We start from the raw sequence: 26,812 nt of genomic DNA, 5'->3' as shown, positions 1-26,812 counted from the left end.
GAGGGACATTTGCCGTCAGGCTATTCTTTCGTCATCGCTGACGATCACCCGCTGTTTCGTGGCGCCTTGCGCGAGGCGCTCTCCGGCATCGGCAATGTCACCGCCATCCACGAGGCAGGCGATTTCGAAAGCGCCAAGGCGCTGGTCGTGGCCAATGAGGATGTCGATCTGGTGCTGCTCGACCTGTCGATGCCGGGGGCCAGCGGCCTTGCCGGCCTGATCTCGCTGCGCGGCATCCATCCGGCGGTACCGCTGATCGTGGTGTCGGCGCATGACGATCCGGCCACCATCCGGCGCGCGCTCGATCTCGGCGCTTCCGGTTTCATCTCCAAGTCGGCCAGCATGGAGGAAATCCGTGGCGCCGTGCAGGCGGTCCTGGCCGGCGATATCGCAGCCCCTGTCGGCGTCGATCTCGGCGTCGAGCGCGATCCCGAAATATCGGACCTGATCAAGCGCCTGCAAGCACTGACGCCCCAGCAGACGCGCGTGCTCGGCATGCTGGCCGAGGGTCTGCTCAACAAGCAGATCGCCTATGAGCTCGGCGTCTCCGAAGCCACCATCAAGGCGCATGTCTCGGCCATATTGCAAAAACTCGGCGTCGACAGCCGCACCCAGGCGGTGATCCTCTTTTCCAAGATCGGCAGCGACCCGCTGCAGCCGGCGTCATAAGCTCAGTCCGAGCGCTTGGCCTCGGCGCGCCGCAGCGGCCGCGCGCTGAAGATCATGAAACTGACGGCGGCCATGATCCAGACGCCGACGCCGCCATAGAGCATCACCCGGCCAAAGCCCTCGCGCAGCGCGTCGTGAGCGACGGCATCGGGCACGCCGGAGATGGGATTCCCGGCGGCGATGCCGTTGCTGGCGACGTGCAGCTGGGCAGCGTCGAGGTCGGGCAGCGCCTGGCTGAGATGGGCCAGCACGCCGCTTGCCAGGATGAAGCCCATTATCGCAATGTTCAACGCCAGCGAGACCATGCGGGCGCTCATGTCGATGCCGGACGCCATGCCGGCGCGGTCGCTCGAAACGGAACCCGTCGTCGTGTTGGTGACGGGGGTATTGGTGATCCCGAGACCAATTCCGGCGATCAGGCAGCCGGGCAGCATCGTCAGCCAATCCGGCCGCGCCGCGGCGCTGCCGAACTTCATCGCGATGAACCCGGCGCCGATGATGGCGAGTCCCGCGGGAATGACGATGCCAGGCTGGTAGCGCAGCGAAAGCCGCTCCGCCAGCGGCGGCATGGCAAGCGTCGGCAATGTGTAAGCGAGCAAGGCAAGGCCGGTGGAGACGCTGTCATAGCCGAGCCCGGCATGGAACCAGATCGGCAGGTAGATCATGAAGGGCCAGTAGCTGAGGTTCATCGCGGCCGAGCCGACAATGGCGCCGGAGAATGGCCGGATCCGAAACACCGAGAAATCGAACATGGGCCGCTTGCTGATCCCTTCGGCGACGAGGAATGCGACGAGGCTGGCGATCGAGACGCCGAGGATCGCCAGCGCGGCCGGGCTGGCGAAGCCGAGATCCGGCCCCTGGGTGATGTAGAAGACGAGACAGAACACCGACGGCGAGAGCGTCAGGATGCCCGCCAGATCGAGCCTTCCTGCTTGCGGATCCTTCGATTCGTGGACGCCGGTCAACGCCAGCACGAACGCCACGATTGCTGCCGGCACGTGGATGAGGAACACCCATTCCCAGCTTGATGCCGCGACGATCATGCCGCCGACGATGGGCCCGAAGCCGAGGCCAATGCCGAAGACGACGCCCCACCAGCCCCAAGCCACGGCGCGCTCGCGGCCGTCCCGGAATTCGTGCGACAGCACGGCGAGTTGGCAAATCAGCATCGCGCCGCCGCTCAGGCCCTGCAGAAACCGGGCGACGATCAAGGTCGATACGTCGTCCTCGAGCCCGCAGATCAGCGACGTCAGGCCGAAGGCGGCGATGGAGACCAGGAAGACGCGCTTGCGGCCGTAGCGGTCGGCGATGGTGCCGATCGCCATAAGCACGGTCGTGACGGCGATCGTGTAGGCGTTCATGACCCACTGCAATTGGCTGAAGTCCGCGTGCAGCACGTCTTCCAGCGTCGGCAGGACGGCGGGAACGCTTGAAATCTCCAGCCCGAACATCAGGCACGCCAGGCAGGCGGCAAACAGGACGACGATGCCTCGGCGGGTGAGGACTGCCATGATCGAACCTCTCGAATTTCGGCGCGGCGATCGGCGGATTGCCGTGACGCGCTGCACAATTAGGCCAGGCTTGATCATTTGAGAATTGCATGATTGGGTATTTCAGAGACAACAAAATACGATAGCTGACATGACGCTGGACGTAGATGCGGTGAAGACGTTCGTTGCTGTCGCGGATCTGCGCAGCTTCACGCGTGCGGCCGAAGCGCTCGGCAGCACGCAAGGCGCGGTCAGCGTCAGGCTCAAGCGGCTCGAGGAACGGATCGGCGAGAGGTTGATCGAACGCACGCCGCGGCTGGTGCGTCTTTCGGCGCGCGGCGCGATGTTCCTCGAACCGGCGCGCGAGCTGCTTGCCGCGCATGAACGCGCCATCGCCAGTCTCAGCGCTGTCCGCCGCCAGTTTCGGCTCGGCATTGCCACCCATGTCGGCGGCGCCGAAGTGCCGACCTTGCTTGCACGGCTCAGTGCCCATGATCCGGCCTTGACCATCGAAGTGCGGCTCGACGACACGCGCGAGCTGATCGCTGCGTTCGATCGCGGCGAGCTCGATGCGGCGATCGTCCGGCGCGACGACGACCGGCGCGATGGCGAGATGCTGGCACCCGAACATTTCGGTTGGTATGCGACGCCGGATTTCGTCTACCGCGCCGGCGAGCCGCTCCGGCTGGCCGCCTCCGCGCCGTCCTGCAGTATCCGCGATATCATCACCGGCGCGCTCGATGCTGTCGGAATCCCGTGGACTCAGGTTTTCCTGGGTTGCGGCTCCTTCGCGGTTGCCGAGGCCGTTTCCGCCGGCCTCGCCGTCGGCGCCTTCTCATCTCGTCTGGTGCCGCCCGGCACCTTCGAGGTCAGCCGCAAGTTCGGCCTGCCGCCGCTGCCGGCATCGGAAATCGTGCTGCTTTCCACGCTCTCCGACGCCCAGTCGCGCGCGGCACTGCGGACGCTTGCGCTGGCATTCCGCGAACACCGTCCGCCGGCTGCGAGCAGCGCGAAGCCCTGGCTCCGCAACGCGCAAATGGCCGACAGCCCTCCTTGAGGCCGCCGGCCCGATGGCTCTGGCCGCAACTCATCGATAGTTTTCGACGGCTGAATCCAACCGCTGCGCGGCGTCTTCGCCCTCCGGCTCCGAAGGCTTCCTTGCCCCTCCGATCGCGGCTCCGAGACCGAGCGAAGCGATCGCTACGAGCGGAATGCCGGCGATCCAGGGCAGGCGCGGCGCCAGCGCGTAGAGCGCGGTGCCGATCGAAGGCCCAAGCGAATCCTTGAGATCGACAGCCACCGACGAGGCCGCCATGTAGGAGGCGCGACGTGACCTGGGCGCCAGCGCATTGACCGCGCTCGGCACCAACGGCCCGACCAGCATCTGCGCGACGGCGCAAAGGCTGACGGCGGCGATCAGCGACGGCATCGCCGCCGAAGCCGCGAGCAATGCGAAAGCGCCCATCGTCGAGAGGCCGGCGCCGACAGCAAGCCAGAGCGCGGAGCGCGTCTCGGCGAAGCGGCTCACCAGCATCTGCAGGCCGACCGTCAGGGCAGCCGCATAGGCAAACAGGGCACCGATCCCGGACGGCGTCAGCGTGCCGGCATCCTGCGCATAGAGCGGGATGACGGCCTCGATCCAGTTGCCGGAGATTTCGAACAGCACGACCCAGGCAAGCAGCTTTGCCAGGCGGCCGTCACGAAAGGCCGGCAACAGCGCGGAAAGGCCCTCTTCCTCCTCCTCGCCGTTGTCGCCGGCCCCCTCGCCACGGCCGATCGTTTCCGCAAAGGCGGCCAACATGACGACGCCGCCGAAAACGAGCATCCCGCCGGCGGCGAGGAACACGCTGCTGAGAGATATCAGGGCAAGCAGCGCGCCGCAGGCCGGCCCGAGGATCTGCCCCGCGCTCGAACTCACCCGCGCCATGCTGAACCAGCGTGGATGCGTCGATGGTTCGGTCACATCGGCAATCGCGGTCAGGATCGTCGGGTGGAGCACCGACTCGCAGATGCCCGTGAAAACGAGCACCGTAGCGGTCGCCGCGACGCCATGGACAAAGAACAGGGCGGTGAAGCCGAAGCCGACGCCGAGCGATGAGAGGATCAGCACCGGCCGCCGGCCAATCCGGTCGGCAATGCCGCCGATGAGCGGCGCCGCCAGGAGCTCGCCGCCGGCATAGCAGCCGAACAGCAGGCCGATCGCGCCGACGGGAATGCCGGCCTCGCTCCCCGCCCAAAGTGGAAAGAAAGGCACCAGCGCGCCGTCGGCGAAACCGGCGCAGAAGAACAGGAAGAGCCCAAGCAATGCCGGGCGCGGCGGCCCGCGCCGGACGGATGGAGAAGCAGTCATGATGTCACCTACGCGTAGGGGCCCGAAGGCCGGGATTGCGCGTTGGTTGACGTAAACGCCTACGGCCGCCCGGCGGGCAGCAAGGTATCGTTGTTCGGCGCGCTCTAGCCGAGCCGCATCGACAGCTCGACATCGTCGCCGAACGGCGTCGACATGTAACCTGCCGCCGCCGAGCGCACTTGCGTGAGATAGTCCGGGGCGAAATCGGCATTGTCGGCAATGACCAGCGCACCGGGTCTCAAGCGGCTCTCGACCAGGCTCAGGATCTCCGGATAGAGCGCCTTGGCACCGTCGAGCAGCAGCAGGTCGATCGTCTCCGGCAGGTCGGCGGCGAGCGTTTCCAGCGCATCGCCCTCGCGCACCTCGACCAGGTCGATCAGGCCGCCTTCGGCCAGGTTGGCCTTGGCACGCGTCACCTTGGACGGCTCGAATTCGGTGGTGATCAGGCGGCCGCCGCCATTGTCGCGCAGTGCCGCCGCGAGATAGAGCGTCGAGATGCCGAACGAAGTGCCGAATTCGACGATGAAGCGCGCGCCCGTGCTGCGCGCCAGCATGTAGAGCAATGTGCCGGTCTCGGGCGAAACCGCGAGCCAGAGATCCTTCATGCTGCCATAGAAATCGCGATATTCGGTCTTGCTGTTGAGCAGCCGGGCACGCTCCTGGCTCGAATAGCGCGCCGCGGCCGGGCTGGTCGCGGCATTGGCTTCCTCGAACAGGCGCGCCAGCAGCGGCGCCAGCGGGGTTCCGGTCAGGGTGGACATGGCTGTTCTCCAGTCGGGATTGAATGCGTCATTGTGTTGCCTCGAAAATACGAATAATCCTTCAGGTTTCCAATTCGCATTCCCGGACGCCGTCATGGTTCAACAGCCAAGTCCCTCGATTTCCACGCGAAAAAAGCCCAAACAGGCGCGCGCCACGGAACTCGTCGCGGCGATTTTGGAGGCGGCTGTTCAGGTTCTGGCGACTGAAGGCGCGCGGCGTTTCACCACCACGCGCGTGGCCGAAAAGGCAGGCGTGAGCGTCGGCTCGCTCTACCAGTATTTCCCCAACAAGGCGGCTTTGCTGTTCCGTTTGCAGAGCGATGAATGGCGGCAGACCGGCGGCCTGCTGCGCACCATACTCGAGGACGGCAGGCAGCCGCCGCTCGACCGGTTGCGCAGGCTGGTTCACACCTTCATCCGCTCCGAATGCGAAGAGGCGGCCGTGCGTGTGGCGCTCAATGATGCCGCACCGCTTTACCGCGACGCGCCGGAAGCCCACGAGGCCAGGGCGTCGGGCGAGCGCACGGTCCGGGCTTTTCTGGGCGACGCGTTGCCGGGAGCCACCCAGGCGGTCCGCGACCTGGCCGGTGATCTGATGATGACGACGCTGAGTGCGGCAGGAAAGGATTTCTCGGGCAGCCCCCGCACCGACGCGGAGATCGAGGCCTATGCCGATGCGATGGCCGACATGTTCTGCGCCTACCTCGCAAGCCTGGGGCACCAGGCCTTGCCCGCGCGTTTCGATATCACTCCGCCGCCCGCGCCATCGGCCTGAACCTGGCCATCATCGAACGCAACACCGCCGGCTTCAACGGCTTGTTGATCATCGGGATATCGAGACCCGCCGCCGCCGCGCGCACCTCGTTGGAGCGGTCGGCCGTGACCAGCACGGCCGGCAGGTCCTCGCCATGGGTCGCTCGCAGCCCGACGATGATGTCGAGACCGGTCTCGCGGTCGAGATGATAGTCGGCAAGCACGATGTCCGGACGGCCGATCATGGTCCGATCCAGATCACGCGATCCGGCCGCGGTCGCGACTTTGCAGCCCCAGCCTTCGAGCAGCAGTCGCATGCCTTCGAGGATACGCGCGTCGTTGTCGATGCACAGCACATGCAGTCCCGACAGCGAAGCAGACGCGCGGGCCGGCGCCCTGGTCTCGACCTCGGGCCGCGGCTCCTGCGCGGTCGCCACCGGCAGGATGACGGAAAAACGCGTGCCCTTGCCAGGGTTGGAGAAGATGCGGATCTCGAGCCGCAGCACCCTGGCGATGCGATCGACGATGGAAAGGCCGAGACCCAGCCCCTCGGCTTCGCGCGCGCCTTCGTCCAGTCGGGTGAACTCGTGGAAGACGGTGTACAGCTTGTCGCCGGCGATGCCGATGCCGGTGTCTATGACCTGGATCTCCGCCAGTTCGCCCCGGCGCCGCACGCCGACGAGGATGCGGCCCCGGCGGGTGTATTTGATGGCGTTGGAAACCAGGTTCTGGATCAGGCGGCGCAACAGATTGCGGTCCGTCGTCACGGCCAGCGAAGAGGCGACAATGGTCAGTTCGAGCTGCTTTGCGGCCGCCATCGGCTGGAAATCATTGCCGATCTGGCTGAGCAGCCCGTCGAGGTTGAAGGCGGTGTCGTCGGGTTTCATGGCGCCGGCGTCGAGGCGCGAGATGTCGAGCACGGCACCCAGTATGGTCTCGACCGATTCCAGCGAGGATTCGATGTTGACGGCAGCCTTGCCGGCCGCACCCTTGCCGGCCTTCTCGATCAGTGAGGAACAATAGAGCCGGGCGGCATTCAGGGGCTGCAGGATGTCGTGACCGGCGGCGGCAAGGAAGCGTGTCTTGCCGAGGTTGGCCTCCTCGGCAAGCATCTGCGCCTGCGCCAGTTCCTCGTTGACCCGGGTGAGCTCGATGGTGCGCGTCTTGACGCGCTGCTCCAGCGATTCATTGGCGCGCTTCAGCGCCAGGTCTTGTTCGACACGGCCCGATATGTCGGCATAGGTGGCGACGATGCCGCCGTCCGGCATCGGGTTGGAGCGCAATTCCAGGATGCGGCCGCTGGTCTTCAGCTCCATCTGCCAGGGGCTGACGAAGCTGGTCAGCCGGTTGAGCATCGTCACGCGCTGGTCGGCGGGAATGTCGCCGCGCTCGGCGAGATGGCGAAGGATCTGGTCGAGTGAAACGCCGACCTGGCCCATCTCGTCGGGCAGGTCGAACAGCGCCCGGTATTGCCGGTTCCAGCAAATCAGCCGGAAATCGCGATCGAAGACAGTGATTCCTTGCTCCATCTGGTCGAGGGCGATCTGCAGCAGGTCGCGATTGTGCTGCAGCGCTTCCGTGGCGTCGTCGAGCAGGCGGAAGGCATCGCGCGATTCGCGGTCGTGGCGGCGAAACAGCAGCGACAGGATGAGCCGCGCCGAGGAGGAGCCGACGGCGCTCGCCAAAAGCTGCTCGGAAAAGCGGATGACGTCCATGCTCGCCTGCTCATTGCCGTGCAGCGAGGTGCCGTTGCTTTTCTCGAACGATTGAAAGGACCGTTCGGTGCGCTCGACACCGAGATAGCGGGCGATCGTGTCCTTGAGGTCGTTGACGGTGATGGCGGTGCGGAAGCGGCGCAGGCTCGGCATCGGGCCGGCTTCGCGCGGCACGAAGATCGATGCCTGGATGCGTTCAAGCGGCACCGACGCGCGCGACAGCGATCCGAAAATGAAGAACAGCGTGTTGATCGACAGGCTCCACAGCACGCCGTGGTTCAGCGGTTCGGCGACGGTCCCGAACAGGGCCTGCGGCCGCAACGCCTCGAAGCCGAACAGCCCGTGCACGATGATGCCGGTATCGGGCGGGACAAGCGATGGCACCAGCAGCGTGTAGCCCCAGACCAGGACGCCGGCGACCATGCCGAGCGCCGCCCCGCGGCCGTTGGCGCCGCGCCAGATCAGGCCGCCGATCAGGGCCGGGGCGAATTGCGCGATAGCGGCGAAGGACATCAGGCCGATCGAGGACAGCCGGGCGCTGTTGGTGCTCTCGCGGTAGTAGAGAAAGGCGATGAAGAGCAGGATGAAAATCGCCCCACGCCGCACATTCAAGATGAGCGCCGACCAATCCGCGTTCTCGGAGGTGGTCGTTCGCAAAAGCCGGCGCACGAACAGCGGGATGATCAGGTCATTGGAGATCATGATCGATAGCGCCACGCTCTCGACGATGACCATGGCGGTTGCCGCAGACAGGCCCCCGATAAAGGCGGCCATGGCCAGGAAATCGTGGCCGTTGAACAGAGGCAGCGACAGCACGTAAAGGTCACTGCTGGTTTTTGTGCCGACCAGCGTCAGGCCGGCAAAGGCGATCGGCAGCACGAACAGGTTGATCGCCACGAGGTAGAGCGGGAACACCCATGTCGCGGTGCGCAGTTCGGCCTCGCTGCGGTTCTCGACGATGGTGACGTAGAATTGCCGCGGCAGGAGGATGATGGCGAAGCCGCTCAGGCACGTCAGCACCAGCCAGGTGGCGAGCGACGTCGAATAACCCATCGCCTGTCGCACCTGGCCATTTTCGGCCAGCCGGTCGAACATGTCGCCGGGACCGCCGAAGATCAGGAAGGTGACCATCAGCCCGATGGCCAGGAAGGCGGCAAGCTTGACCACGGTCTCGACCGCCACCGCCAGCACCAGCCCGTCCTGGTGTTCGGTTGCGTCGGCATGGCGTGTGCCGAACAGGACCGCAAACAGCGCGAGCAACATGGCGACGACCAGCGAGATGTCGCTGACGAACGGATCGAAGGACGGCGGCGAACCCGTATAATGCTCGACCATCAGGCTGACCGAGCCGGAGATCGCCTTCAATTGCAGCGCGATATAGGGCACGGCGCCGATGGTGGCGATCAGCGTGGCGATGGCCGCCACGGTGAAGCTCTTGCCGTAGCGTGCGCCGAGGAAATCGGCGACCGAAGTGATCTTCTCGGTCTTGGCCAGCCGCACGATGCGGTTGAGCAGCGGAAAGCCGAACACGAACACCAGCACCGGCCCGGTATAGATGCCGAGGAATTCGAGGCCGCGTTCCGAGGAAAGGCCGACGGACCCGAAGAAGGTCCAGGATGTGCAGTAGATGGCAAGGCTGAGCGCATAGATGAAAGGTCGCGCCCGGCCGGGCCCGGAAGTCGCCGAGCGGCGGTCGCCCAGGCTGGCGATGGCGAACAGCAGCGTCACATAGGCGATCGCGATGAAGACGATGAACAAGCCCTGCACGCCGGCAAGATCCTCCCTGCGCCGATTTTCATCCGGCCAAGGTCAGACGCAATCACAGCTTGGCACCTGAGTCCATCACGGCTTTGGGCGCATGAAGCATCTGATTTCTAAGGGGTAACGCAAGGTAAGGCGAAACCGGTTGTTTTCTCCTTTTTGCCCATGTTGCAACTTGAGGTTTTTGTTATGGTGTCCGCGGGCCGATGCCGGAGAGGTGGAAGCGGCAGCGCGGCCCGCCATGACAAGGAGGGTCGAAATGCTGAAAGAATTCCAGGAATTCATTTCCAAGGGCAATGTGATGGACTTGGCCGTCGGCGTCATCATCGGCGCTGCCTTCGGCAAGATTGTCGATTCCCTGGTCAACGACATCATCATGCCGATCGTCGGAGCGATCTTCGGCGGCTTGGACTTCAACAATTATTTCTTCGGATTGTCCGCTGCGGTAACAGCCACTTCCCTGGCCGACGCCAAGAAGCAGGGTGCCGTCTTTGCCTACGGCAGCTTCATCACCGTGGTGCTGAACTTCCTCATCCTCGCCTTCATCATCTTCCTCATGGTCAAGGCCGTGAACAACATGCGCAGGCGCCTGGAAAAAGAAAAGCCCGCGCCTGCAGCCGCGCCGCCCCCCGCTGACGTTGCGTTGCTCACCGAAATCCGCGATCTGCTGGCCAGGCGATAGACGGATACGGCTCTTCTGGACCAAAACCCCGGTCGTTCGCGGCCGGGGTTTTCTGTTTTCGTATCTGGTAAGCAGCGCTTGAGACCGCCCGAGACAACGGACCTGCCCAATGACCTTGATCCAGACCCTGCGCCCCGAGGCCCTGGCCGCGCCTGAAAGCGGCATCGTCGCCGTCGTCAATTACGGCAGGTTGCGCGAAGGCCTGATCCCGCTGTGGGCCGGCGAGGGCGACCTGCCGACGCCGTCCTTCATCACCGATGCCGCGTCGAAGGCGCTGGCCGGCGGCGAGACGTTCTACACCTGGCAGCGGGGCATTCCCGATCTCAGGCAAGCACTGGCGCGCTACTACGCCAGGCATTTCGGCAAGACCTTCCCCGAGGAGCAGTTCATCGTCACCGGCTCCGGCATGCATGCCATCCAGCTGGCGCTCGATGCGCTTGCGGGAGCAGGCGACGAAGTGATCTACCTGTCGCCGGCCTGGCCGAATTTCGACGCCGCCGCCGCCATCGCGGGCGCCGTGCCGGTGGCGGTCACGCTCGACCATTCCGGAAATGGCTGGTCATGCGACGTGGAGAAGATCGCGGCGGCGGTCACGCCGCGCACCAAGGCGCTGTTCATCAACACGCCGTCCAATCCGACCGGCTGGACCGCCGATCACGAGACCTTGCGGGCGATCCTCGATCTCGCGCGTGCGAAAAACCTTTGGATCATCGCCGACGAGATCTATTCGCTGTTTCACTATGGTCATGGCCGCGCGCCGTCCTTCCTCGACATAGCCGAGCCTGAGGACCGCATCCTGTTCGTCAATTCCTTTTCCAAGAACTGGGCCATGACCGGCTGGCGCGTCGGCTGGGTCAAGACGCATCCAAGCCTGCAGCAGGTGTTCGAGAACCTGATCCAGTATTCGAACTCGGGCGTCGCCCAGTTCATGCAGCGCGGCGCGGTCGCGGCGCTCGACGAGGGCGACGCCTTCGTCGCCGAACAGGTGGAGCGGGCGAGGAAAGCCCGTGACCTGGTCTGCGGCATTCTCGGCGAAACCGGCAAGGCGCGCTTCACCGTCCCGCAAGGCGCGTTTTACCTGTTCTTCACGGTCGACGGCATCACCGATTCACGCAGCGCCGCCTTCGACATTGTCGACAAAGCCAATGTCGGCCTGGCACCCGGCACCGCCTTCGGCCCCGGCGGCGAAGCGTTCCTGCGGCTGTGCTTCCACCGCCGCCTCGACCAGCTCGAGGAAGCGGCAAACCGGCTGGCGAAATGGATGAGGGATATCTGAGGCGCTGACGAAGCCCGAATTGAAAAGTCGCTCCGGCGCGTCAGCTGGCGTAGGTTTCGAAAACCGGAGCGCAGCGGACATTCAGGTCCGTGAGCACCGGTAGCCGTAGGCGTAGACGTTGAAACGGGCTTCAGCCGCCTGACTTGGGCACCAGCAGAGGCACGATCCGATCGCTCTTGGCCACGGCAGGTCGCCCCGCGGAGCCGTAGGGAATGCCGAGCGCATCCCAGGTTTCGACCAGCGCATCCTGCAGGCCGGCGATCAGCGCGTCGGTATGGAACGGCGTCGGCGTGATGCGCAGCCGCTCCGTGCCGCGCGGCACCGTCGGGTAGTTGATCGGCTGGATATAGATGCCGTGCACGCCGAGAAGGCGGTCGCTCGCCATCTTGCAGAGTTCAGGATCGCCGACCAGAACCGGCACGATATGGGTCGCCGATTCCATCACCGGCAGGCCGGCGGCCGACAGGATCTGCTTGGTTCGCGCCGCCTGCTGCTGCTGCGCGTCGCGCTCGGCCTGCGAGCGCTTGAGATGGCGGATCGAGGTGGTGGCCGCGGCCGCGATCGCCGGCGGCAGCGCGGTGGTGAAGATGAAGCCCGGCGCATAGGAGCGCACCGCGTCGATGACAGCGCTTGTCCCGGTGATGTAGCCGCCCAGCGTGCCGAAGGCCTTGGCCAGCGTGCCTTCGATGATGTCGATCCGGTCGGCCAGGCCCTCGCGCTCGGTGATGCCGCCGCCGCGCGGTCCGTACATGCCGACCGCATGGACCTCGTCGATATAGGTCATGGCGTTGTAGCGCTCGGCGAGCTCGACGATCTCGCTGATCGGCGCGATGTCGCCGTCCATCGAATAGACGCTTTCGAAGACGATCAGCTTGGCGCGTTCGCGTCCGGCCGCCTGCAGCAGGCTTTCCAGATGCGCGACGTCATTGTGGCGGAAGATTTTCTTTTCCGCGCCCGAGCGCCGCACGCCTTCGATCATCGAGGCGTGGTTGAGTTCGTCCGAGATGATCAGGCAATTGGGCAAAAGCCGCGCGATGGTCGAAATCGAGGCCTCGTTGGAGACAAAGCCGGATGTGAAGACCAGTGCCGCTTCCTTGCCATGCAGGTCGGCCAGCTCATGCTCGAGTTCGACCAGCGGGTTGGACGTGCCGGAGATGTTGCGAGTGCCGCCGGCGCCCGAGCCCATCTTGCCGGCCGCGTTCTGGAACGCGGCGATGACATCGGCGTGCTGGCCCATGCCGAGATAGTCGTTGGAGCACCAGACGGTGATTTCCTCGGCGCGGCCGTTGGAACGCCATATGGCGCGCGGAAACTTGCCCGCGATACGTTCCAGGTCGGCGAAGACGCGGTAGCGACGCTCGGCATGGAGCTGGTCGATCGCTTCTTCGAAGAACCGCTGGTAATTCATGTCGACTTCCCAATTTTGCGCGGGATCATAATCATTGCCCGATTGGTCGTCCACCGGGCCGTTTTGGTCAAAATGCCACGCCCTGGACCTGTTTCTAACGATGGCGGATCGTGGCCTATTCCCACGTCATGACACGCTCTGTGGATCACTTTTGTTTCGGCACGATGCCACATCAAGTGAACGACGGTTACCTCTTGTCCTAATGGCCATCCGGCAGGCTTTCCAGTAAGGCGGTGTTTGAGACAGTTTCCGATAAATCTTGGGTAAACGAGGACTTGGGATGACGGTTTTGGTGACAGGCGGCGCCGGTTATATCGGCAGCCATATGGTCTGGGAGTTGCTGGATGCGGGCGAAAGCGTGGTCGTTCTCGACCGGCTTTCCACCGGCTTCGAATGGGCGGTGGCGCCGGAGGCGAAACTGGTCGTCGGCGATGTCGCCGACAGGGACCTGGTCGGTTCGATCATCCGGGAAAACAAGGTCGACGCGATCATCCATTTCGCTGGCTCGATCGTGGTTCCGGAATCGGTCGCCGACCCGCTTGCCTATTACGAGAACAACACCTCCAAGACCCGCACCCTGATCGAAACCGCGGTACGCGAGGGCGTACCGAATTTCATCTTCTCCTCGACAGCGGCCGTCTATGGCGGTGCCGGGCTGGAGCCGGTGCGTGAGGACGCCCGCCTGGCGCCGGAATCTCCCTATGGCCTGTCCAAGCTGATGAGCGAGTGGATGCTGCGCGACGCGGGCCTTGCGCACGGCATCCGCTACACGGCGCTACGCTATTTCAACGTGGCCGGCGCCGACCCGAAGGGTCGCACAGGCCAGTCCACCCCGGGCGCCACCCATCTCATCAAGGTCGCCTGCGAGACCGCGCTCGGCAAGCGTCCGTTCATGCAGGTCTTCGGCACCGACTATCCGACGCCGGACGGCACCTGCATGCGCGACTATATCCACGTCAGCGATCTGGCAGCCGCGCATCGCCTGGCGCTGCAGCGGCTGCGCGACGGGGGGCAGAGCCTCGTCGCCAATTGCGGCTACAGCCACGGCTATTCGGTGCTCGAGGTCATCGACAGCGTGCGGCGGGCCTTCGGCCATGATTTCGACGTCAGGATGGGCGACCGGCGTCCCGGCGACGCAGCCGCGGTGGTTGCCAATTCCGATCTTGCCCGCTCTGAACTCGGCTGGACCCCGCGGCGCGACGATCTCGACCAGATCGTCAACGACGCGCTGGCCTGGGAGCGCATCCTGACCGGCAAGAACTCCGCGCGGGGCTGATCCGCGCTTTCCCCCTGGGGCTCGCAAGGCGCGCGGCGACGCGCTATGGAAGCAATCGCGACACGGTGCCGAGGCGCCGACCCGCGCGGAGCTTTGGGGGATGGCATGAAGATCACGGTGCTTGGAGCCGGCGTCGTCGGCACGGCCGCCGCCTATTATCTGGCTGCTGACGGTCACGAGGTCACCGTGATCGAGCGCCACCCTGCGCCGGCACGGGGCACCAGCCAGTCAAATGCCGGGCTGGTGTCTCCGGGTGACGCCACCGCATGGGCCTCGCCGGCGGCGCTCAAGACGTTTTTGCGCGGGCTCTACAATCATGATCTCGGCATCAAGGTGCGGCTGCGCTTCGATCCCTATTTCCTTGCCTGGAGCCTGCGCTTCCTGCGCCAGTGCACGGTGGCCCGCCTGCGCGCCAACAGCCAGGTCAAATTGCGTCTCGCCCTTTATTCCCGTGAATGCATCAACGCCATCTCGGCCGACACCGGCATCCATTATGATGAGCGCAAGAAGGGCATCCTCTATTTCTTCCGTTCGCAGCACAGCCTCGACACCGGCACCGACAACTACCGCTATCTGGCCGAGCATGGCCTGCCGATCGAGATCGTTGGGCGCGACCGGTTGGTGGAGCTGGAGCCCGGCCTTGCCGGCGTGAAGGAAAAGATCGCCGGCGGCGTCTACTCGCCGATCGACCAGACCGGCGATTCCAGGCTGTTCGTCGACAGTCTCGCCGCTTATGCGGGCGAACAGCTCGGCGTCAAATTCCTGTTCGACACCACGGTCGAAGGCCTCGACATCGAGGGCGACCGCGTGCGCGCGGTCATGACCTCGGCCGGTCCGGTCGCCGGCGACGCGGTGGTCATCTCCATGGGACCCGAAAGCGGCCTGCTCGGCCGTCGCTACGGCATCGACCTGCCGGTCTATCCGGTGAAGGGCTACACCGCCACGATCCCCCTGGAAGACGAGAACAAGGGTCCGACCATGGGTGGCGCCGACGAGGACCAGCTGATGGCCTATTCGCGCCTTGGCAATCGCTTGCGGTTGGCATCGACCGCGGAGTTCACGGGCTTTGACCGCACCCACAAGCCCAGCGACTTCGCCACCATGTTCAGGACCGGCAAGGATCTGTTCCCCGGCGCCTTCGACGAGAAGAAGGCCGTGCTCTGGGCCGGCTTGCGGCCGATGATGCCCAATTCGGTGCCGGTCATCGGCCAGGCGAAATACCGCAACCTCTACCTCGACACCGGCCATGGCCATGTCGGCTGGACGATGGCCTGCGGTTCGGGAAAATTCCTCGCCGACCTCGTGGCCGGCCGCAAGCCGGAGATCGATCCGCGGGGACTGGTCTACGGGGGATAAGAATGTCGGGACCGCAAGTCGCCATCGACCTTGGCCGCATCGAGCGCAATGCCCGCACCATCGTCGACCGCTGCGCGCTTTCGGGTATCACGGTGTTCGGTGTCACCAAGGGCACCTGCGGCATGCCCCAGGTAGCGCGCGCCATGCTGCGCGGCGGTGTCGCCGGCATCGCCGAATCCCGCTTCGAAAACATCCGCCGGCTGCGCGACAGCGGCATATCGGCGCCGATCATGCTGTTGCGCAGCCCGCCCATGGCGCGCGTCGAGGAGGTGGTGCGTACGGTCGACGTCAGCCTGCAATCGGAGCTGACGATCATCCGCGAGATTTCACGCATCGCCGAGCGCATGGGCCGTGTCCACGACATCATGCTGATGATCGATCTCGGCGATCTGCGCGAAGGCATCTGGCCAAACGATCTCATTGCGACCGTCGAGCGGATCCTTGGCTTCAAAGGCGTGCGCATTGCCGGCATCGGCACCAATCTCGGCTGCTTCGGTGCCATCATGCCGACGCAGGAAAATCTCGGCCAGCTCGTCGCCCATGCCTACAAGACGGAGCGCCTCTCCGGCAAAAGCCTCGACTTCATCTCCGGCGGCGCCTCGTCGTCGCTGCCGCTGCTGCTTGAAGGCAAACTGCCGGCCGGCATCAACAATCTCAGGATCGGCGAGGCGATCCTGCAAGGTGGCGTCGAGACTTTCCGCGACGTGCCATGGGCCGAACTCGAACCCGATGCGTGCCGCCTGACCAGCGACATCATCGAGGTCAAGCTCAAGCCGTCACGGCCGATCGGCACGTCCGGCTACGATGCGTTCGGCAACCAGCCGGTCTTCCCCGATGAAGGCGACCGGCTGCGCGCCATCGCCAATATCGGCCGCGAGGACGTGCTGGTCGAAGGGCTGACGCCGATCGCCAAAGGGATCCGCGTGCTCGGCGCGTCGAGCGACCATCTGCTGCTCGACGTCCAGGACGCCGATCCGCCGCCCGCCGTCGGCGACCGTGTCGCCTTCCGCATGAGCTATGGTGCCATGCTGCTGGCGATGACCTCGGAATATGTCGAAAAGGCACCGATGCACGATGTCGCCGACTTTTCCGGCCGCAAGATGGTGCAGATAACGGCCGAACCGGAGGCTGCCGGCATCCTGGCCCGGGAAGCCACCGGCGCCCGGCTGGAGGCGATGAATTTCGACGTCGTGGAACTGGCCGACATGGAGCGCGCGCCATCGGGACTGATCCGGCTGACGGCCGGCGCCGACCGCCGGGTCGCACACAAGGCGCTGACGGCGACGGCGCGGGCGACGCACTCCTTCGGTCTGATCTGGATCGATTCCATCGCAGCCCTCATGCCGGAAGAGGAGGAAGGCATCGATCTGCCCGAAGCGTCCGTGCTGGCGCGTACCCTTGGGCTCGATCACAAGGCGGGCGCGCTGCAGCCGCAGCTGTCGCCGGAAAACGTCGTCATTGTCGGGCTGCGCCATGCCGATCCGGCCGAAGCGCGGGTGCTGAAGGATTCGCGTGTCTCGGCCTTCACCATGACCGATATCGACGCCATGGGCATGCGTGACCTGATGCACGAGGCGATCCGTATCGCCACCTCCGGGACGCAAGGGTTCCATGTCAGCTATTCGCCCACGGTGACCGAATTCGCCGGCTGGGCGGCTGGTTCCGGCGGCCTTACCGTGCGCGAAACGCATCAGGCGATGGAGGCGATCGCGCTTTCCGGCGGACTGCTGTCGATGGATGTTTCGGGCCTGGCCACTGATCTCGAACCCAGGATCGGCAGCGACACCATCAATTTCGTCATGTCGGCCTTCGGAAAGCGGATACTTTGATCAGCCAGTAGCCTCGGCCGCCGCCCGCCATGTTCGCGCATAGTCCGCCCAGGCCGGATCGGCGGGCGGCTGCTGTGCCTGACCCTTGCCATGCGCTGTGTGCTGGTCGGATGCGAGAAGCGCGGCGCCGATACTGGTGCCTGTCGCGGCTTCCGATGCCATGACCGCGCGGCCGGTGCTCGCGGCAAGCATCCGCGTGAACAATTGATTGCGTGCGAACGGACCCTCGATCGTCGTCGGGCCATCGCCGCCGATGAGTTCGAGGCAAGTGGCGGTCATCAGCGCCAGATAGAAGGAGACGGCGGCAAAGCGTTGGCCAGGAGGAATGGCCTCGCTCTTGCGCCATGCGGCCGCATGATGCGGAAACGGACCCGAACCTTGCTGGGTCGAAGGCAAAAGCAAGGTCTTGCGTGCCAGCACAGCGGCGACGTCGTTGTCGTTCCAGTCCTGCGCCGCGCCTTCGGTCAGCAGCGAGAATTCGCGGCCGCCCATGAAACGGGCCGAGGGCACGGGGTCGCCGAGCGCATTGACATTGACCAGCGTATCCCGTGCCGGATCGAGCGCCACCGCCTTGCCGCCGACCGCCATCGACACCACCCAGGTGCCGGTCGAGACCACTGAGAAAGGCGGAGCGTCGGATATCAGATGCGGCAGCAGCGAGGCGTTGGAATCGTGCAGGCCGCAAAAGACAGGCGTTTGGGGATCGAGCCCGGTGCGCTGCGCAATCGCGGGCAGGATCGGGCCAAGACGGTCCCCGGCCGGCCGCACGGGCGCCATCAGGCCGCGCCAGTCCTGGCGCTCGACCAGTGCCGAAAAGTCCGCTGTCCAGGGGTTCCACAGGTCGGTGTGGCAGCCGAGCGACGTGACCTCGTTGGCGGCGATGCCGGTCAGGCGCAGCGCCCAGTATTGCGGGTACATCAGCATCGCGGCGGTGCTGGCGAACTCCGTCGGGAAGCTCTGCTGCTGCCAGAAGAATTGCGCGCCGAGATTGAGGCCGAGCGGCAGGCGCGGCGTGCCGGTCTCGGCAAAAGGCGGACGGATCGCGTCATAGTCCGCGGCGAGCTCGTCAGGGCCGTCATATTCATAGTCGAGGACAGGCAGCACCAGCTCGCCCCCGGCATCGACCAGCACGCCCGTCGCGCCGTGGGTGGTGATCGAAATAGCGTCGATGCGCTGTTCGCGGTTGAGATCGTCGAAACTGTCGAGGATGAACGCCCACAGCGCTTCGACATCGTGATGGGGGTAGGGTGCCTGCCGCAGCGGCGCGTTCGCCGTGCGCCGCAGCGCGACCTCGCTCAACGTGGTGAGATCGACCAGCGCCACCTTGGCGTTGGTCTTGCCGATATCGATGACGGCGATGTGGCGAAGCGCGTTCATGCCATATGGAACACGGTTTCCAGGGGCACCGCCACCGGCTCGTTGTCGGCCTTCGTCTCCATGATGTCTGCCATGTGAGCCCACCAGCGCCGCATCACCGGATGGCTCGGCAGATCGGCCATGCCGTGATCGTCGCGCCGCCACAGCACGCCGAAGAGGATGTTGGTCTCTTCGTCGAGATGGATTGAATAGTCGCGAACGCCGGCCTGTTTCAGGAGCGTCAGCAGCTCGGGCCAGATCTCGTCATGACGCTTCCTGTATTCGGCCTTCATGCCTGCATTGAGCTTCATCCTGAACGCGTATTTCTCAGCCATCACCTGTTACCGCGCAGCCGCCGCCAGACGATCGGCAGGGCGATGACGACGATCAACAGCAAGCCGATGAAGATCGACATGACGATGCCCGGCACGTTGAGCAGGCCGAGGCCGAAGGTCACCAGCCCCATGATCAGGGCGGCAAGCACCACGCCGACAATGCTGCCGGCGCCGCCAAGGATCGAGACACCGCCCAGCACCACCATGGTAATGACTTCGAGCTCGTAACCCTGCGCGATCGATGGCCGGGTCGAACCGAGCCGCGAGGTGATCAGCACCGAGGCGATGCCCGACATCAGCCCGGTCAGGCAGAACAGGATGAATTTGATGCGGCCGACGCGCACGCCGGAAAACTGCGCCGCGACCGGATTGTTGCCGATGGCAAAGACGCGGCGGCCGAAACTCGTGCGGTGCAGCACGAACCAGTAGACGACGGCTGCGATGAAAAAGAGCACCAGCTCGAACGACACCACCCACCAGACATAGCCCTGGCCGAAGAAAGCGAAGCTCTCGGGATAGCCCTTGTAGGCCTGGTCGCCGAGGATGATGAAGGCGATGCCGCGAAACAGGCTCATCGTGCCGATGGTGACGACGATGGACGGCAGGCCGAGCCGTGTCACCAGCAGCCCGTTGAAGGCGCCGCAGCCGAGGCCGACGACGATGCCGATCAATACCAGTTCAGGTGTTCCGGCGCCCGCCTGCACCGCCATGCCCATCAGCGTCGAGGCAAGTGCGATGATGGCGGCGACCGACAGGTCGATCTCGCCCGAAATGATCAGCAGCGCCATGGCGAAGGCGATCAGGCCCTTCTCGGTGAAGTTGAAGGTCAGGTCGGACAGCGAATAGGGGTCGAGGAAATAGGGCGAGGCGACACTGTTGATGGCGAAGATGGCGACGGCCACCAAGACCAGCAGCGCTTCCCAGGAAAAGATCGCCGAGGACAGCGGCTTGTCGAGCCGGTCGGGAATGTGGCGTGGGGCGGGGACGTCGCTCATGCCGCTTCCACCTTTCTCAGGATGACGCGGCCCTGCTGGCGTTCGCCGCGCGCGTTGAGCACCACGGCCAGGATGATGGCGCTGCCCGAAATCGCCATCTGCCAGAAGGGCGAGATGTTGATGACCGGCAGCGCGTTGGAGATGATGCCGAGGAACAATGCGCCGAGCACCGCGCCGCCGACCGAGCCGATGCCGCCGGCGATCGAGATGCCGCCGATGACGCAGGCGGCGATGATGTTGAGCTCATAGCCGTTGGCGACCTCGACCGAAGCGATCACATAGCGCGAGATCCAGAGATAGCCGGCAAGGCCGCCGACCATGCCGGAGACACAGAAGACGATGAATTTGGTGCGCCCGACATCGATGCCGGTGTAGACCGACGCCGTCGGATTGACGCCGATGGCATAGATCGAGCGGCCGAGCGCGGTGCGCGTCATCAGCACGAAGAACAGCGCGATGACCAGGATGGCGATCCAGGACAGCACCGGAATGCCGAGCAAGGCGGCGCGCTGAAAGCCGATGAAATCCGGGCTCATCTTGTCGGCATTGACCCAGGCGCCGCCGGACAGGACGAACGTGGCGCCGCGATAGATGGTGAGCGTTCCCAGCGTCACCACGATCGAGGGAATGTTCAGCCGCCACACCAGCAGGCCGTTGATGGCGCCGAGCACCAGCCCGACGGCGAGCGCGATGACGATCAGGAGCGGGATCGGGATTGCCGGATGCGCCGCGTTCAGCATCGCCACCACCATGCCGGTGAAGCACAGGTTGGAGGCCATCGACAGGTCGATCGACCGCGTCAGGATGACGACCATCTGGCCGAGCGCCAGGATCATCAGGATCGAGGTGTCGTTGAACACCTGGCGCAGATTGCCTGGGTCGGCAAAGGCGGGGAAGCGCGTCGAGATCAAGCCGATCAGCACCGCTACGGCGGCGAGCAGCCAGATTTCCCGGTATTTCAGCAAAGCCTTCATGCGGCGATCCCCGCTGCCGTCCTGACCAGCGTCTCGGCGTCCAGTCCCTTGTTGTCGTAGACCGCCGCCACTAGGCCCTCGCGCATGACGACGACGCGGTCGGACATGCCGAGGATTTCGGGCAGTTCGGATGAGACCATGATCACCGACAGGCCCTGCGCCACCAGCTCTGCCATGAAGCCGTGCACGGCGGCCTTAGAGCCGATGTCGATGCCCTTGGTCGGCTCGTCGAGGATGATGACCTTGGGCGTCGTCGCCAGCCATTTGGCGATGACCACTTTCTGCTGGTTGCCGCCCGAAAGCGTGCCGACATCCTGGCTGAGCGAGGAGGCCCGCAGGTCCAGCCGCTCGGTGTAGGCCCGGGCGAGCGAAAACTCCTCCGCCAGCCGCAGCAGGCCGGTCTTCGAAGTGCGCTTGAGCGATGGCAGAGAAACATTCTGGAAGATCGGCAGGCCGATCACCACGCCCTGCTTGCCGCGTTCTTCCGGCACGTAGACGATGCCGGCCTCGATCGAATCAGCCGCCGATTTCGGCGCGATCGCCTTGCCGTCCAGCGTGATGGTGCCGCCGCTGGTCCGGGTGATACCCGATATCGCCTGCATCACTTCCGAGCGCCCGGCGCCGACCAGGCCGTAGAAACCGAGAATCTCGCCCTTGTGCAGGTCGAAGCCGATGTCGTTGAACTCGGTCGGGTGCGAGAGGCCGGACACCGACAGCACCGGCGCGCCGATCTCGGCCTTGCGCTGCGGGAAGATATGGTCGACGGAGCGGCCGACCATCATGCGCACGATCTGGCTCTGGCCGGCATCCTTGATCAGCCCTTCGCCGACCATCTCGCCGTCGCGGAACACCGTGTAGCGGTCGGCGATCCGGTAGATCTCGTCGAACTTGTGGCTGATGAACAGGATTGCCTTGCCCTGGCTCTTGAGGAATTCGATGAGCAGGAAGAGCTCCTCGATCTCCTTCATCGACAGGGCGGCCGTCGGCTCGTCCATGATGACGATCTGGGAATCGATCGACATGGCCCGCGCGACGGCGACGAGGTGCTTGTTGGCGATGCCGAGATCCCGGAGCCGCGCATCGGCGTCGATATGGCCGGCATGCATGGTGTCGAGCACTTCGCGAGCATTTTTGCGCATCGTGCGCCAGTCGATGGTGCCGAAGCGCGTGCGCGGCGCATGGCCGAGGAAGATGTTTTCGGCGACCGAAAGATCGTCGAACAGCACGGTTTCCTGATGGATGGCGGTGACGCCATGGCCGAAGGCGGCGTGCGCGCTGGGCAGCATCACGACCTGGCCGTCGATGCTGATGGTGCCCGCGTCGGGCTGATAGATGCCGGTCATGATCTTGACCAGCGTCGACTTGCCGGCGCCGTTCTCGCCGATCAGCGCCGTCACCTCGCCCGGATAGAGCGACAGGCTGACATTGTGCAGGGCGCGCACTCCGGGAAAGCTTTTTGAAATGCCGGACAAGGTCAGGCGTGGAGCCGAGGCTGGAGGCCGCTCCTTTGTCTCGCCGTGTTGGGCCGTCGTGTCCATATCCGTATCAAGCCCTGAAACTAGGTCCGTTTGAAGTCGCGGCGGGACGTGAGCCCCGCCGCGCCAGCTTGAAGAAATCCGGGATCAATAGATCTTGGAGAACTTCTCGATGTTGCTTTTGTCGAACTGGAAGGGCGGAGCCATCGCGGCCGAGTTGGTGTCGTCGAGCGTCACCTTGCCGACGCGGCCGATCGACAGCGTCGCACCCGGCTTGGCTTCTTCCTTTTTCACCGCCAGGTCATGGGCGAGGTAGACGGCGGAGTAGCCGAGGTCGATCGGGTTCCACAGCGCAACCGCCTGGGAGGCACCGTTGTCGATGAACTTCTTGAACTCGGACGGCAGCGCCAGGCCGGTGACGTTGACCTTGCCGATCAGGTTCTCGTCGGTGACGACCTGGGCAGCGGCGACGACGCCGACGGTGGTCGGCGCGATGATCGCCTTGAGGTTCGGATAGGACTTCAAAAGGCCCTTGGCCTCGTCGGTGCTCTTGGCCGAATCGTCATCGCCATAGACCGTGGCGACCAGCTTGATCTTGGGGAATTTCTCCGGCAGCACCTTCTTGGCCGCTTCGATCCAGGAATTCTGGTTGGTCGCGGTCGAGGAGGCCGACAGGATGGCGACATCGCCGCCTTCCGGCAGATAGTCGGCGGCGAGCTTGATGATGGTCTCGCCGATCAGACCGGTGTCCGACGGGTTGAGGTGAAGCTGGCGGCCTTCCTTGGCGACGCCCGAATCCCACGAGATGACGGTGATGCCGCGCTCCATGGCCTTCTTCAGCACCGGCACCAGCGCGTCGGCGTCATTGGCGGAAATCGCGATGGCGTTGACCTTCTGCGCGATCAGCGAATTGACCACTTCGATCTGCGCCTCGGCGGTCGCCTTGGTCGGGCCGGTGTAGATGATGTCGACATCGCCGAGTTCCTTGGCCGCCTCTTCGGCGCCCTTGTTGGCGGCATCGAAGAAGCCGTTGCCGAGAGACTTCACCACCAGCGCGATCTTGACGTTCTCGGCATAGGCGGCATTCACGAACATGGCAGCCGAGAAGGCCGCGGTCACCATCAATTTCTTCAGAAAGCTCATCTGATATCCTCCCTTGAGCGTTGCATTTCCATCGCCGCTGCGGGCGTGAGTTGGCCTCAGGCCTGCAGTGAAGATTCTTCCTTGTCGGTTGCCGCTTTGCGCGCGACGATCAGCGTCACGCCGGCCGTCTCCAGCATCTTTGCCTCGCGGTCCTCGATGCCGTCGTCGGTGATGACGGTGGCGATGCGCGTCAGGCCGCACAGGATCAGGCTGGAGCGTTTGCGGAATTTCGAGGAGTCGACCAGCACCACCAGTTCGTCGGCCTGGTCGATCAGCTTCTGCTCCGCCTGGATCAGCAGCGGATCGCCTTCCATCAGGCCGAGCGGTCCCAGCCCCTGCGCGCCCATGAACATGCGGCGTGCGTAGAAATTGCGCGTCACGTCATTGTCGAAGGGCGACAGGATGATGTTCTGCTCGCGGTAGATCGTGCCGCCCGACAGCATCACCGTGTTCTTGGAATGCTTGAGCAGATGCTCGGCGATCGGGAACGAATTGGTGAAGATCGGCATGCGGCGGCCGGTCAGGAAATGCACCATCTGGAAGGTGGTGGTGCCGCCATTGATGATGATCGGCTCGCCGTCCTTGCACAGTTCGACGGCTTCGCGGGCGATGGCCCGCTTCTGCGCGGCATTGAGCGTTTCATTGACGGAGAAGGGCCGGCCGGCCAGCCCGATGAACTGCGGCGGCGAGATTGCCTCGGCGCCGCCACGCACCCGGCGCAGGCGCTTTTGCACATGGAGGGCCGCAATATCGCGCCGGATCGTCGCTTCGGACGATTCCGTCAGATCGACCATTTCCTGCACCGTCACCACAGGTTTTTCCTGGACGGCGGACAGAATGATCCTGTGGCGCTCTTTTTCGTGCATGGTTCCTCCCTGCCTGGTCATCTAGGCACCCAAAACGAGCAGTGTCAATCATTTCCGATCATATAATTTCATTGTGCAGTGCAATATGATTGATCTTGATCGTTTGTGATTGACAAGCTGCCTGCTTGCGTAGACATTCCCGGCCGAATGGACCGCGCCTTTTCGCGTCCCCAGGGAGGATACCTATGCTCGACAAGCGCTCCGGCTCGCGCCTCGCCAATCTTTGGGACGACGCGAAGGTGCAGGGGATGAGTGGTCCCGAGCTTCTGGTCTATCGGTCGAACACGCTCGGTTCCGACAAGCGCGTCACCAACTATGGCGGCGGCAACACCTCGTCCAAGGTCTGGCAGAAAGATCCGCTCACCGGCCAGGATGTGGAGGTGCTGTGGGTCAAGGGGTCGGGCGGCGACAGCGCCTCGATCAAGCTCGATGGCTTCGCCACGCTCTACATGGACAAGCTGCAGGCGTTGAAAGGCCTTTATCGCGGCGTCGAACACGAGGACGAGATGGTGGGTTATCTCCCCCACTGTACCTTCAATCTCAATCCGCGCGCGGCCTCCATCGACACGCCGCTGCACGCCTATGTGCCGAAGCCCTTCGTCGACCACATGCACCCCGATGCCATCATCGCGATTGCCGCGGCGAAGGATTCCAAAGCGCTGACCAAGGAAATCTTCGGCGAGGCCATCGGCTGGCTGCCGTGGAAGCGTCCGGGCTTCGAACTCGGCCTGTGGCTGGAGAAATTCTGCGTCGAAAATCCCGCCGCCAAGGGCGTCATCCTCGAAAGCCATGGCCTGTTCACCTGGGGCGATACGCCAAAGGAATGCTACGAAACGACGATCGCGGTCATCAACCAGGCGATCGAGTGGTTCGAGCGCCGGTCCGAGGGCGTGGCGATCTTCGGCGGCGCGGTGACGCAGTCACTCGACGCCGCCGCCCGCCGCGCCGTAGCGGCAAAGCTGATGCCAAAAATCCGCGGCCTGATCTCGCAAAAGGGCCACAAGCTCGGCCATTTCGACGATTCCGCCGCCGTGCTCGAATTCGTCAACTCGAAGAATTTGCGCCCGCTCGCCGCACTCGGCACCTCATGCCCGGACCATTTCCTGCGCACCAAGATCCGCCCGCTGGTCATCGAGTTCGATCCGGCAAAGCCCGATGTCGACGCCGTTATCGCCCGTCTCGAGGACGACATTGCCGCCTATCGAGTCGGCTATCAGGCCTACTACGACAGCTGCAAGCACGCGGATTCGCCCGCCATCCGCGACCCCAACGCCGTGGTCTATCTGATGCCCGGCGTCGGCATGTTCACCTTCGCCGGCGACAAGGCGACCGCGCGCATCTCGGGCGAGTTCTACGTCAACGCCATCAACGTCATGCGCGGCGCGTCCACCGTCTCCTCCTATGTCGGCCTGCCCGCCCAGGAGGCCTTCGACATCGAGTACTGGCTGCTCGAGGATTTGAAGCTGCAGCGCATGCCGAAGCCGAAGTCGCTCGCCGGCCAGATCGCGGTGGTCACCGGCGGCGCCGGCGGCATTGGCCGCGCGACCGCCAACCGGCTGCTGCGCGAAGGCGCATGCGTGGTTCTGGCCGATATCGACGAGGCGGCGCTCGCCGGCGCCAACGAGGAACTGGCCAAGGCCTATGGCAAGGATTTCATCCGGCCGGTGCTGATCAATGTCACCTCGGAAGACCAGGTGATATCGGGCTTCGCCGAAACGGCGGTCGAGTTCGGCGGCATCGACATCCTCGTTTCCAATGCGGGGCTCGCTTCCTCGGCGCCGATCGAGGAGACGACGCTGGCGCTGTGGAACAAGAACATGGACATCCTGTCGACCGGCTATTTCCTGGTCTCGCGCGAAGCCTTCCGGCTGTTCCGGGCGCAGAAGATCGGTGGCAACGTCGTCTTCGTCGCGTCCAAGAACGGCCTTGCCGCATCGCCCAACGCATCGGCCTATTGCACCGCCAAGGCCGCCGAAATCCACCTTGCCCGTTGCCTGGCGCTGGAAGGCGCGGAAGCGCAGATCAGGGTCAATGTCGTCAACCCGGACGCGGTGCTGCGCGGCTCCAAGATCTGGACCGGCGAGTGGAAGGAACAGCGCGCCGCCGCCTACAAGATGTCGACCGACGATCTCGAGGAACATTACCGCTCACGCTCGATGCTGAAGCGCTCGGTCTTCCCGGAAGACATCGCCGAGGCGATCTATTTCCTGGCGTCCGACATGTCGGCCAAATCGACCGGCAACATCATCAACGTCGATGCCGGCAACGCGCAAAGCTTTACGCGCTGACAGCTTTCCTTCTCCCCGTTCACGGGGAGAAGGTGCCGGCAGGCGGATGAGGGG

General features: G+C 64.5%; 21 protein-coding genes. 9 read left to right on the top strand and 12 right to left on the bottom strand.

Translation table 11 applies throughout. The annotated features are described in order from the left end of the window. The first annotated feature begins 9 nt into the window (after positions 1 to 9). Positions 10 to 669, top strand: coding sequence for a response regulator transcription factor (locus tag FJ967_RS10170; protein ID WP_140731578.1), 660 nt, complete (start codon positions 10 to 12; stop codon positions 667 to 669). A 2-nt stretch (positions 670 to 671) separates the two neighbouring features. On the opposite strand, the gene FJ967_RS10165 is transcribed toward FJ967_RS10170, so the two are convergent. After that, positions 672 to 2,180 carry an MFS transporter gene (locus FJ967_RS10165; protein ID WP_140731577.1) on the bottom strand — a complete coding sequence of 503 codons (1,509 nt, stop codon included), beginning with the start codon at positions 2,178 to 2,180 and terminating at the stop codon, positions 672 to 674. Positions 2,181 to 2,310: 130 nt separating this feature from the next. Here FJ967_RS10165 and FJ967_RS10160 point away from each other — a divergent pair, with 130 nt between their 5' ends. Beyond that, the gene (locus FJ967_RS10160) at positions 2,311 to 3,216 is read left to right on the top strand and encodes a LysR substrate-binding domain-containing protein (protein ID WP_140731576.1); all 906 of its coding nucleotides are present in this window, start codon (positions 2,311 to 2,313) and stop codon (positions 3,214 to 3,216) included. A gap of 30 nt (positions 3,217 to 3,246) precedes the next feature. Here FJ967_RS10160 and FJ967_RS10155 read toward each other — a convergent pair whose 3' ends face one another. Next, positions 3,247 to 4,509 carry an MFS transporter gene (locus FJ967_RS10155; RefSeq protein ID WP_140731575.1) on the bottom strand — a complete coding sequence of 421 codons (1,263 nt, stop codon included), beginning with the start codon at positions 4,507 to 4,509 and terminating at the stop codon, positions 3,247 to 3,249. Between the two features lie 104 nt (positions 4,510 to 4,613). Next, positions 4,614 to 5,270, bottom strand: a complete 657-nt coding sequence (locus FJ967_RS10150) for an O-methyltransferase (protein WP_140731574.1) — start codon at positions 5,268 to 5,270, stop codon at positions 4,614 to 4,616. A gap of 94 nt (positions 5,271 to 5,364) precedes the next feature. Here FJ967_RS10150 and FJ967_RS10145 point away from each other — a divergent pair, with 94 nt between their 5' ends. After that, the gene (locus FJ967_RS10145) at positions 5,365 to 6,045 is read left to right on the top strand and encodes a TetR family transcriptional regulator (RefSeq protein WP_140731738.1); all 681 of its coding nucleotides are present in this window, start codon (positions 5,365 to 5,367) and stop codon (positions 6,043 to 6,045) included. Here FJ967_RS10145 and FJ967_RS10140 read toward each other — a convergent pair. After that, complete coding sequence (locus FJ967_RS10140) at positions 6,017 to 9,505, bottom strand: PAS domain-containing hybrid sensor histidine kinase/response regulator (RefSeq protein ID WP_140731573.1); 3,489 nt, start codon at positions 9,503 to 9,505, stop codon at positions 6,017 to 6,019. The two genes, FJ967_RS10145 and FJ967_RS10140, sit on opposite strands and share 29 nt — an antisense overlap. Positions 9,506 to 9,758: 253 nt before the next feature. On the opposite strand from FJ967_RS10140, the gene mscL reads away from it, so the two are divergent. Then, a complete protein-coding gene (mscL, locus tag FJ967_RS10135; protein WP_140731572.1) occupies positions 9,759 to 10,181 on the top strand; it encodes a large conductance mechanosensitive channel protein MscL in 423 nt (140 codons plus the stop codon). Between the two features lie 109 nt (positions 10,182 to 10,290). Further along, positions 10,291 to 11,457, top strand: coding sequence for a pyridoxal phosphate-dependent aminotransferase (locus tag FJ967_RS10130; RefSeq protein WP_140731571.1), 1,167 nt, complete (start codon positions 10,291 to 10,293; stop codon positions 11,455 to 11,457). A 130-nt stretch (positions 11,458 to 11,587) separates the two neighbouring features. Here the strand turns inward: FJ967_RS10130 and hemA are convergent, their stop codons facing one another. Then, positions 11,588 to 12,865: a 5-aminolevulinate synthase gene (gene hemA, locus FJ967_RS10125; protein ID WP_140731570.1), complete on the bottom strand. Its 1,278-nt coding sequence runs from the start codon at positions 12,863 to 12,865 to the stop codon at positions 11,588 to 11,590. Positions 12,866 to 13,145: 280 nt separating this feature from the next. On the opposite strand from hemA, the gene galE reads away from it, so the two are divergent. The 3 genes from galE (at position 13,146) to FJ967_RS10110 (ending at position 17,326) form a co-directional block, all read left to right on the top strand. Next, positions 13,146 to 14,141 carry a UDP-glucose 4-epimerase GalE gene (gene galE, locus FJ967_RS10120; RefSeq protein WP_140731569.1) on the top strand — a complete coding sequence of 332 codons (996 nt, stop codon included), beginning with the start codon at positions 13,146 to 13,148 and terminating at the stop codon, positions 14,139 to 14,141. 105 nt (positions 14,142 to 14,246) lie between these two features. Beyond that, positions 14,247 to 15,497, top strand: a complete 1,251-nt coding sequence (locus FJ967_RS10115) for a D-amino acid dehydrogenase (protein ID WP_140731568.1) — start codon at positions 14,247 to 14,249, stop codon at positions 15,495 to 15,497. 2 nt (positions 15,498 to 15,499) lie between these two features. Next, the gene (locus tag FJ967_RS10110; RefSeq protein WP_140731567.1) at positions 15,500 to 17,326 is read left to right on the top strand and encodes an alanine racemase; all 1,827 of its coding nucleotides are present in this window, start codon (positions 15,500 to 15,502) and stop codon (positions 17,324 to 17,326) included. On the opposite strand, the gene FJ967_RS10105 is transcribed toward FJ967_RS10110, so the two are convergent. The 7 genes from FJ967_RS10105 to FJ967_RS10075 form a co-directional block, all read right to left on the bottom strand. Further along, complete coding sequence (locus tag FJ967_RS10105) at positions 17,327 to 18,703, bottom strand: FGGY-family carbohydrate kinase (protein ID WP_140731566.1); 1,377 nt, start codon at positions 18,701 to 18,703, stop codon at positions 17,327 to 17,329. After that, entirely contained in the window at positions 18,700 to 19,017 is a 318-nt protein-coding gene (gene rhaM, locus FJ967_RS10100; RefSeq protein ID WP_140731565.1) for an L-rhamnose mutarotase, read from the bottom strand. Before rhaM ends, FJ967_RS10105 begins: the two co-directional genes overlap by 4 nt. Beyond that, positions 19,017 to 20,012 carry an ABC transporter permease gene (locus tag FJ967_RS10095; RefSeq protein ID WP_140731564.1) on the bottom strand — a complete coding sequence of 332 codons (996 nt, stop codon included), beginning with the start codon at positions 20,010 to 20,012 and terminating at the stop codon, positions 19,017 to 19,019. The genes rhaM and FJ967_RS10095 overlap by 1 nt, the downstream gene beginning before the upstream one ends. Continuing rightward, entirely contained in the window at positions 20,009 to 20,986 is a 978-nt protein-coding gene (locus FJ967_RS10090) for an ABC transporter permease (protein WP_140731563.1), read from the bottom strand. Before FJ967_RS10090 ends, FJ967_RS10095 begins: the two co-directional genes overlap by 4 nt. Next, positions 20,983 to 22,524: a sugar ABC transporter ATP-binding protein gene (locus FJ967_RS10085; protein ID WP_140731562.1), complete on the bottom strand. Its 1,542-nt coding sequence runs from the start codon at positions 22,522 to 22,524 to the stop codon at positions 20,983 to 20,985. The genes FJ967_RS10090 and FJ967_RS10085 overlap by 4 nt, the downstream gene beginning before the upstream one ends. Positions 22,525 to 22,608: 84 nt before the next feature. Next, positions 22,609 to 23,604 carry a rhamnose ABC transporter substrate-binding protein gene (gene rhaS / locus FJ967_RS10080; protein WP_135861998.1) on the bottom strand — a complete coding sequence of 332 codons (996 nt, stop codon included), beginning with the start codon at positions 23,602 to 23,604 and terminating at the stop codon, positions 22,609 to 22,611. 56 nt (positions 23,605 to 23,660) lie between these two features. Continuing rightward, positions 23,661 to 24,470, bottom strand: coding sequence for a DeoR/GlpR family DNA-binding transcription regulator (locus tag FJ967_RS10075; RefSeq protein WP_140731561.1), 810 nt, complete (start codon positions 24,468 to 24,470; stop codon positions 23,661 to 23,663). Positions 24,471 to 24,655: 185 nt separating this feature from the next. On the opposite strand from FJ967_RS10075, the gene FJ967_RS10070 reads away from it, so the two are divergent. Next, positions 24,656 to 26,758 (top strand): bifunctional rhamnulose-1-phosphate aldolase/short-chain dehydrogenase, encoded by a 2,103-nt coding sequence (locus tag FJ967_RS10070; protein WP_140731560.1) that lies wholly within the window; start codon positions 24,656 to 24,658, stop codon positions 26,756 to 26,758. The last annotated feature ends 54 nt before the right edge of the window (positions 26,759 to 26,812 follow it).

The sequence above is a fragment of the Mesorhizobium sp. B2-3-4 genome, assembly GCF_006442315.1.
Classification (GTDB): Bacteria; Pseudomonadota; Alphaproteobacteria; order Rhizobiales; family Rhizobiaceae; genus Mesorhizobium.
Note: the sequence above shows the minus strand (reverse complement) of the source record. Positions and strands in the feature narration are given on the sequence as shown.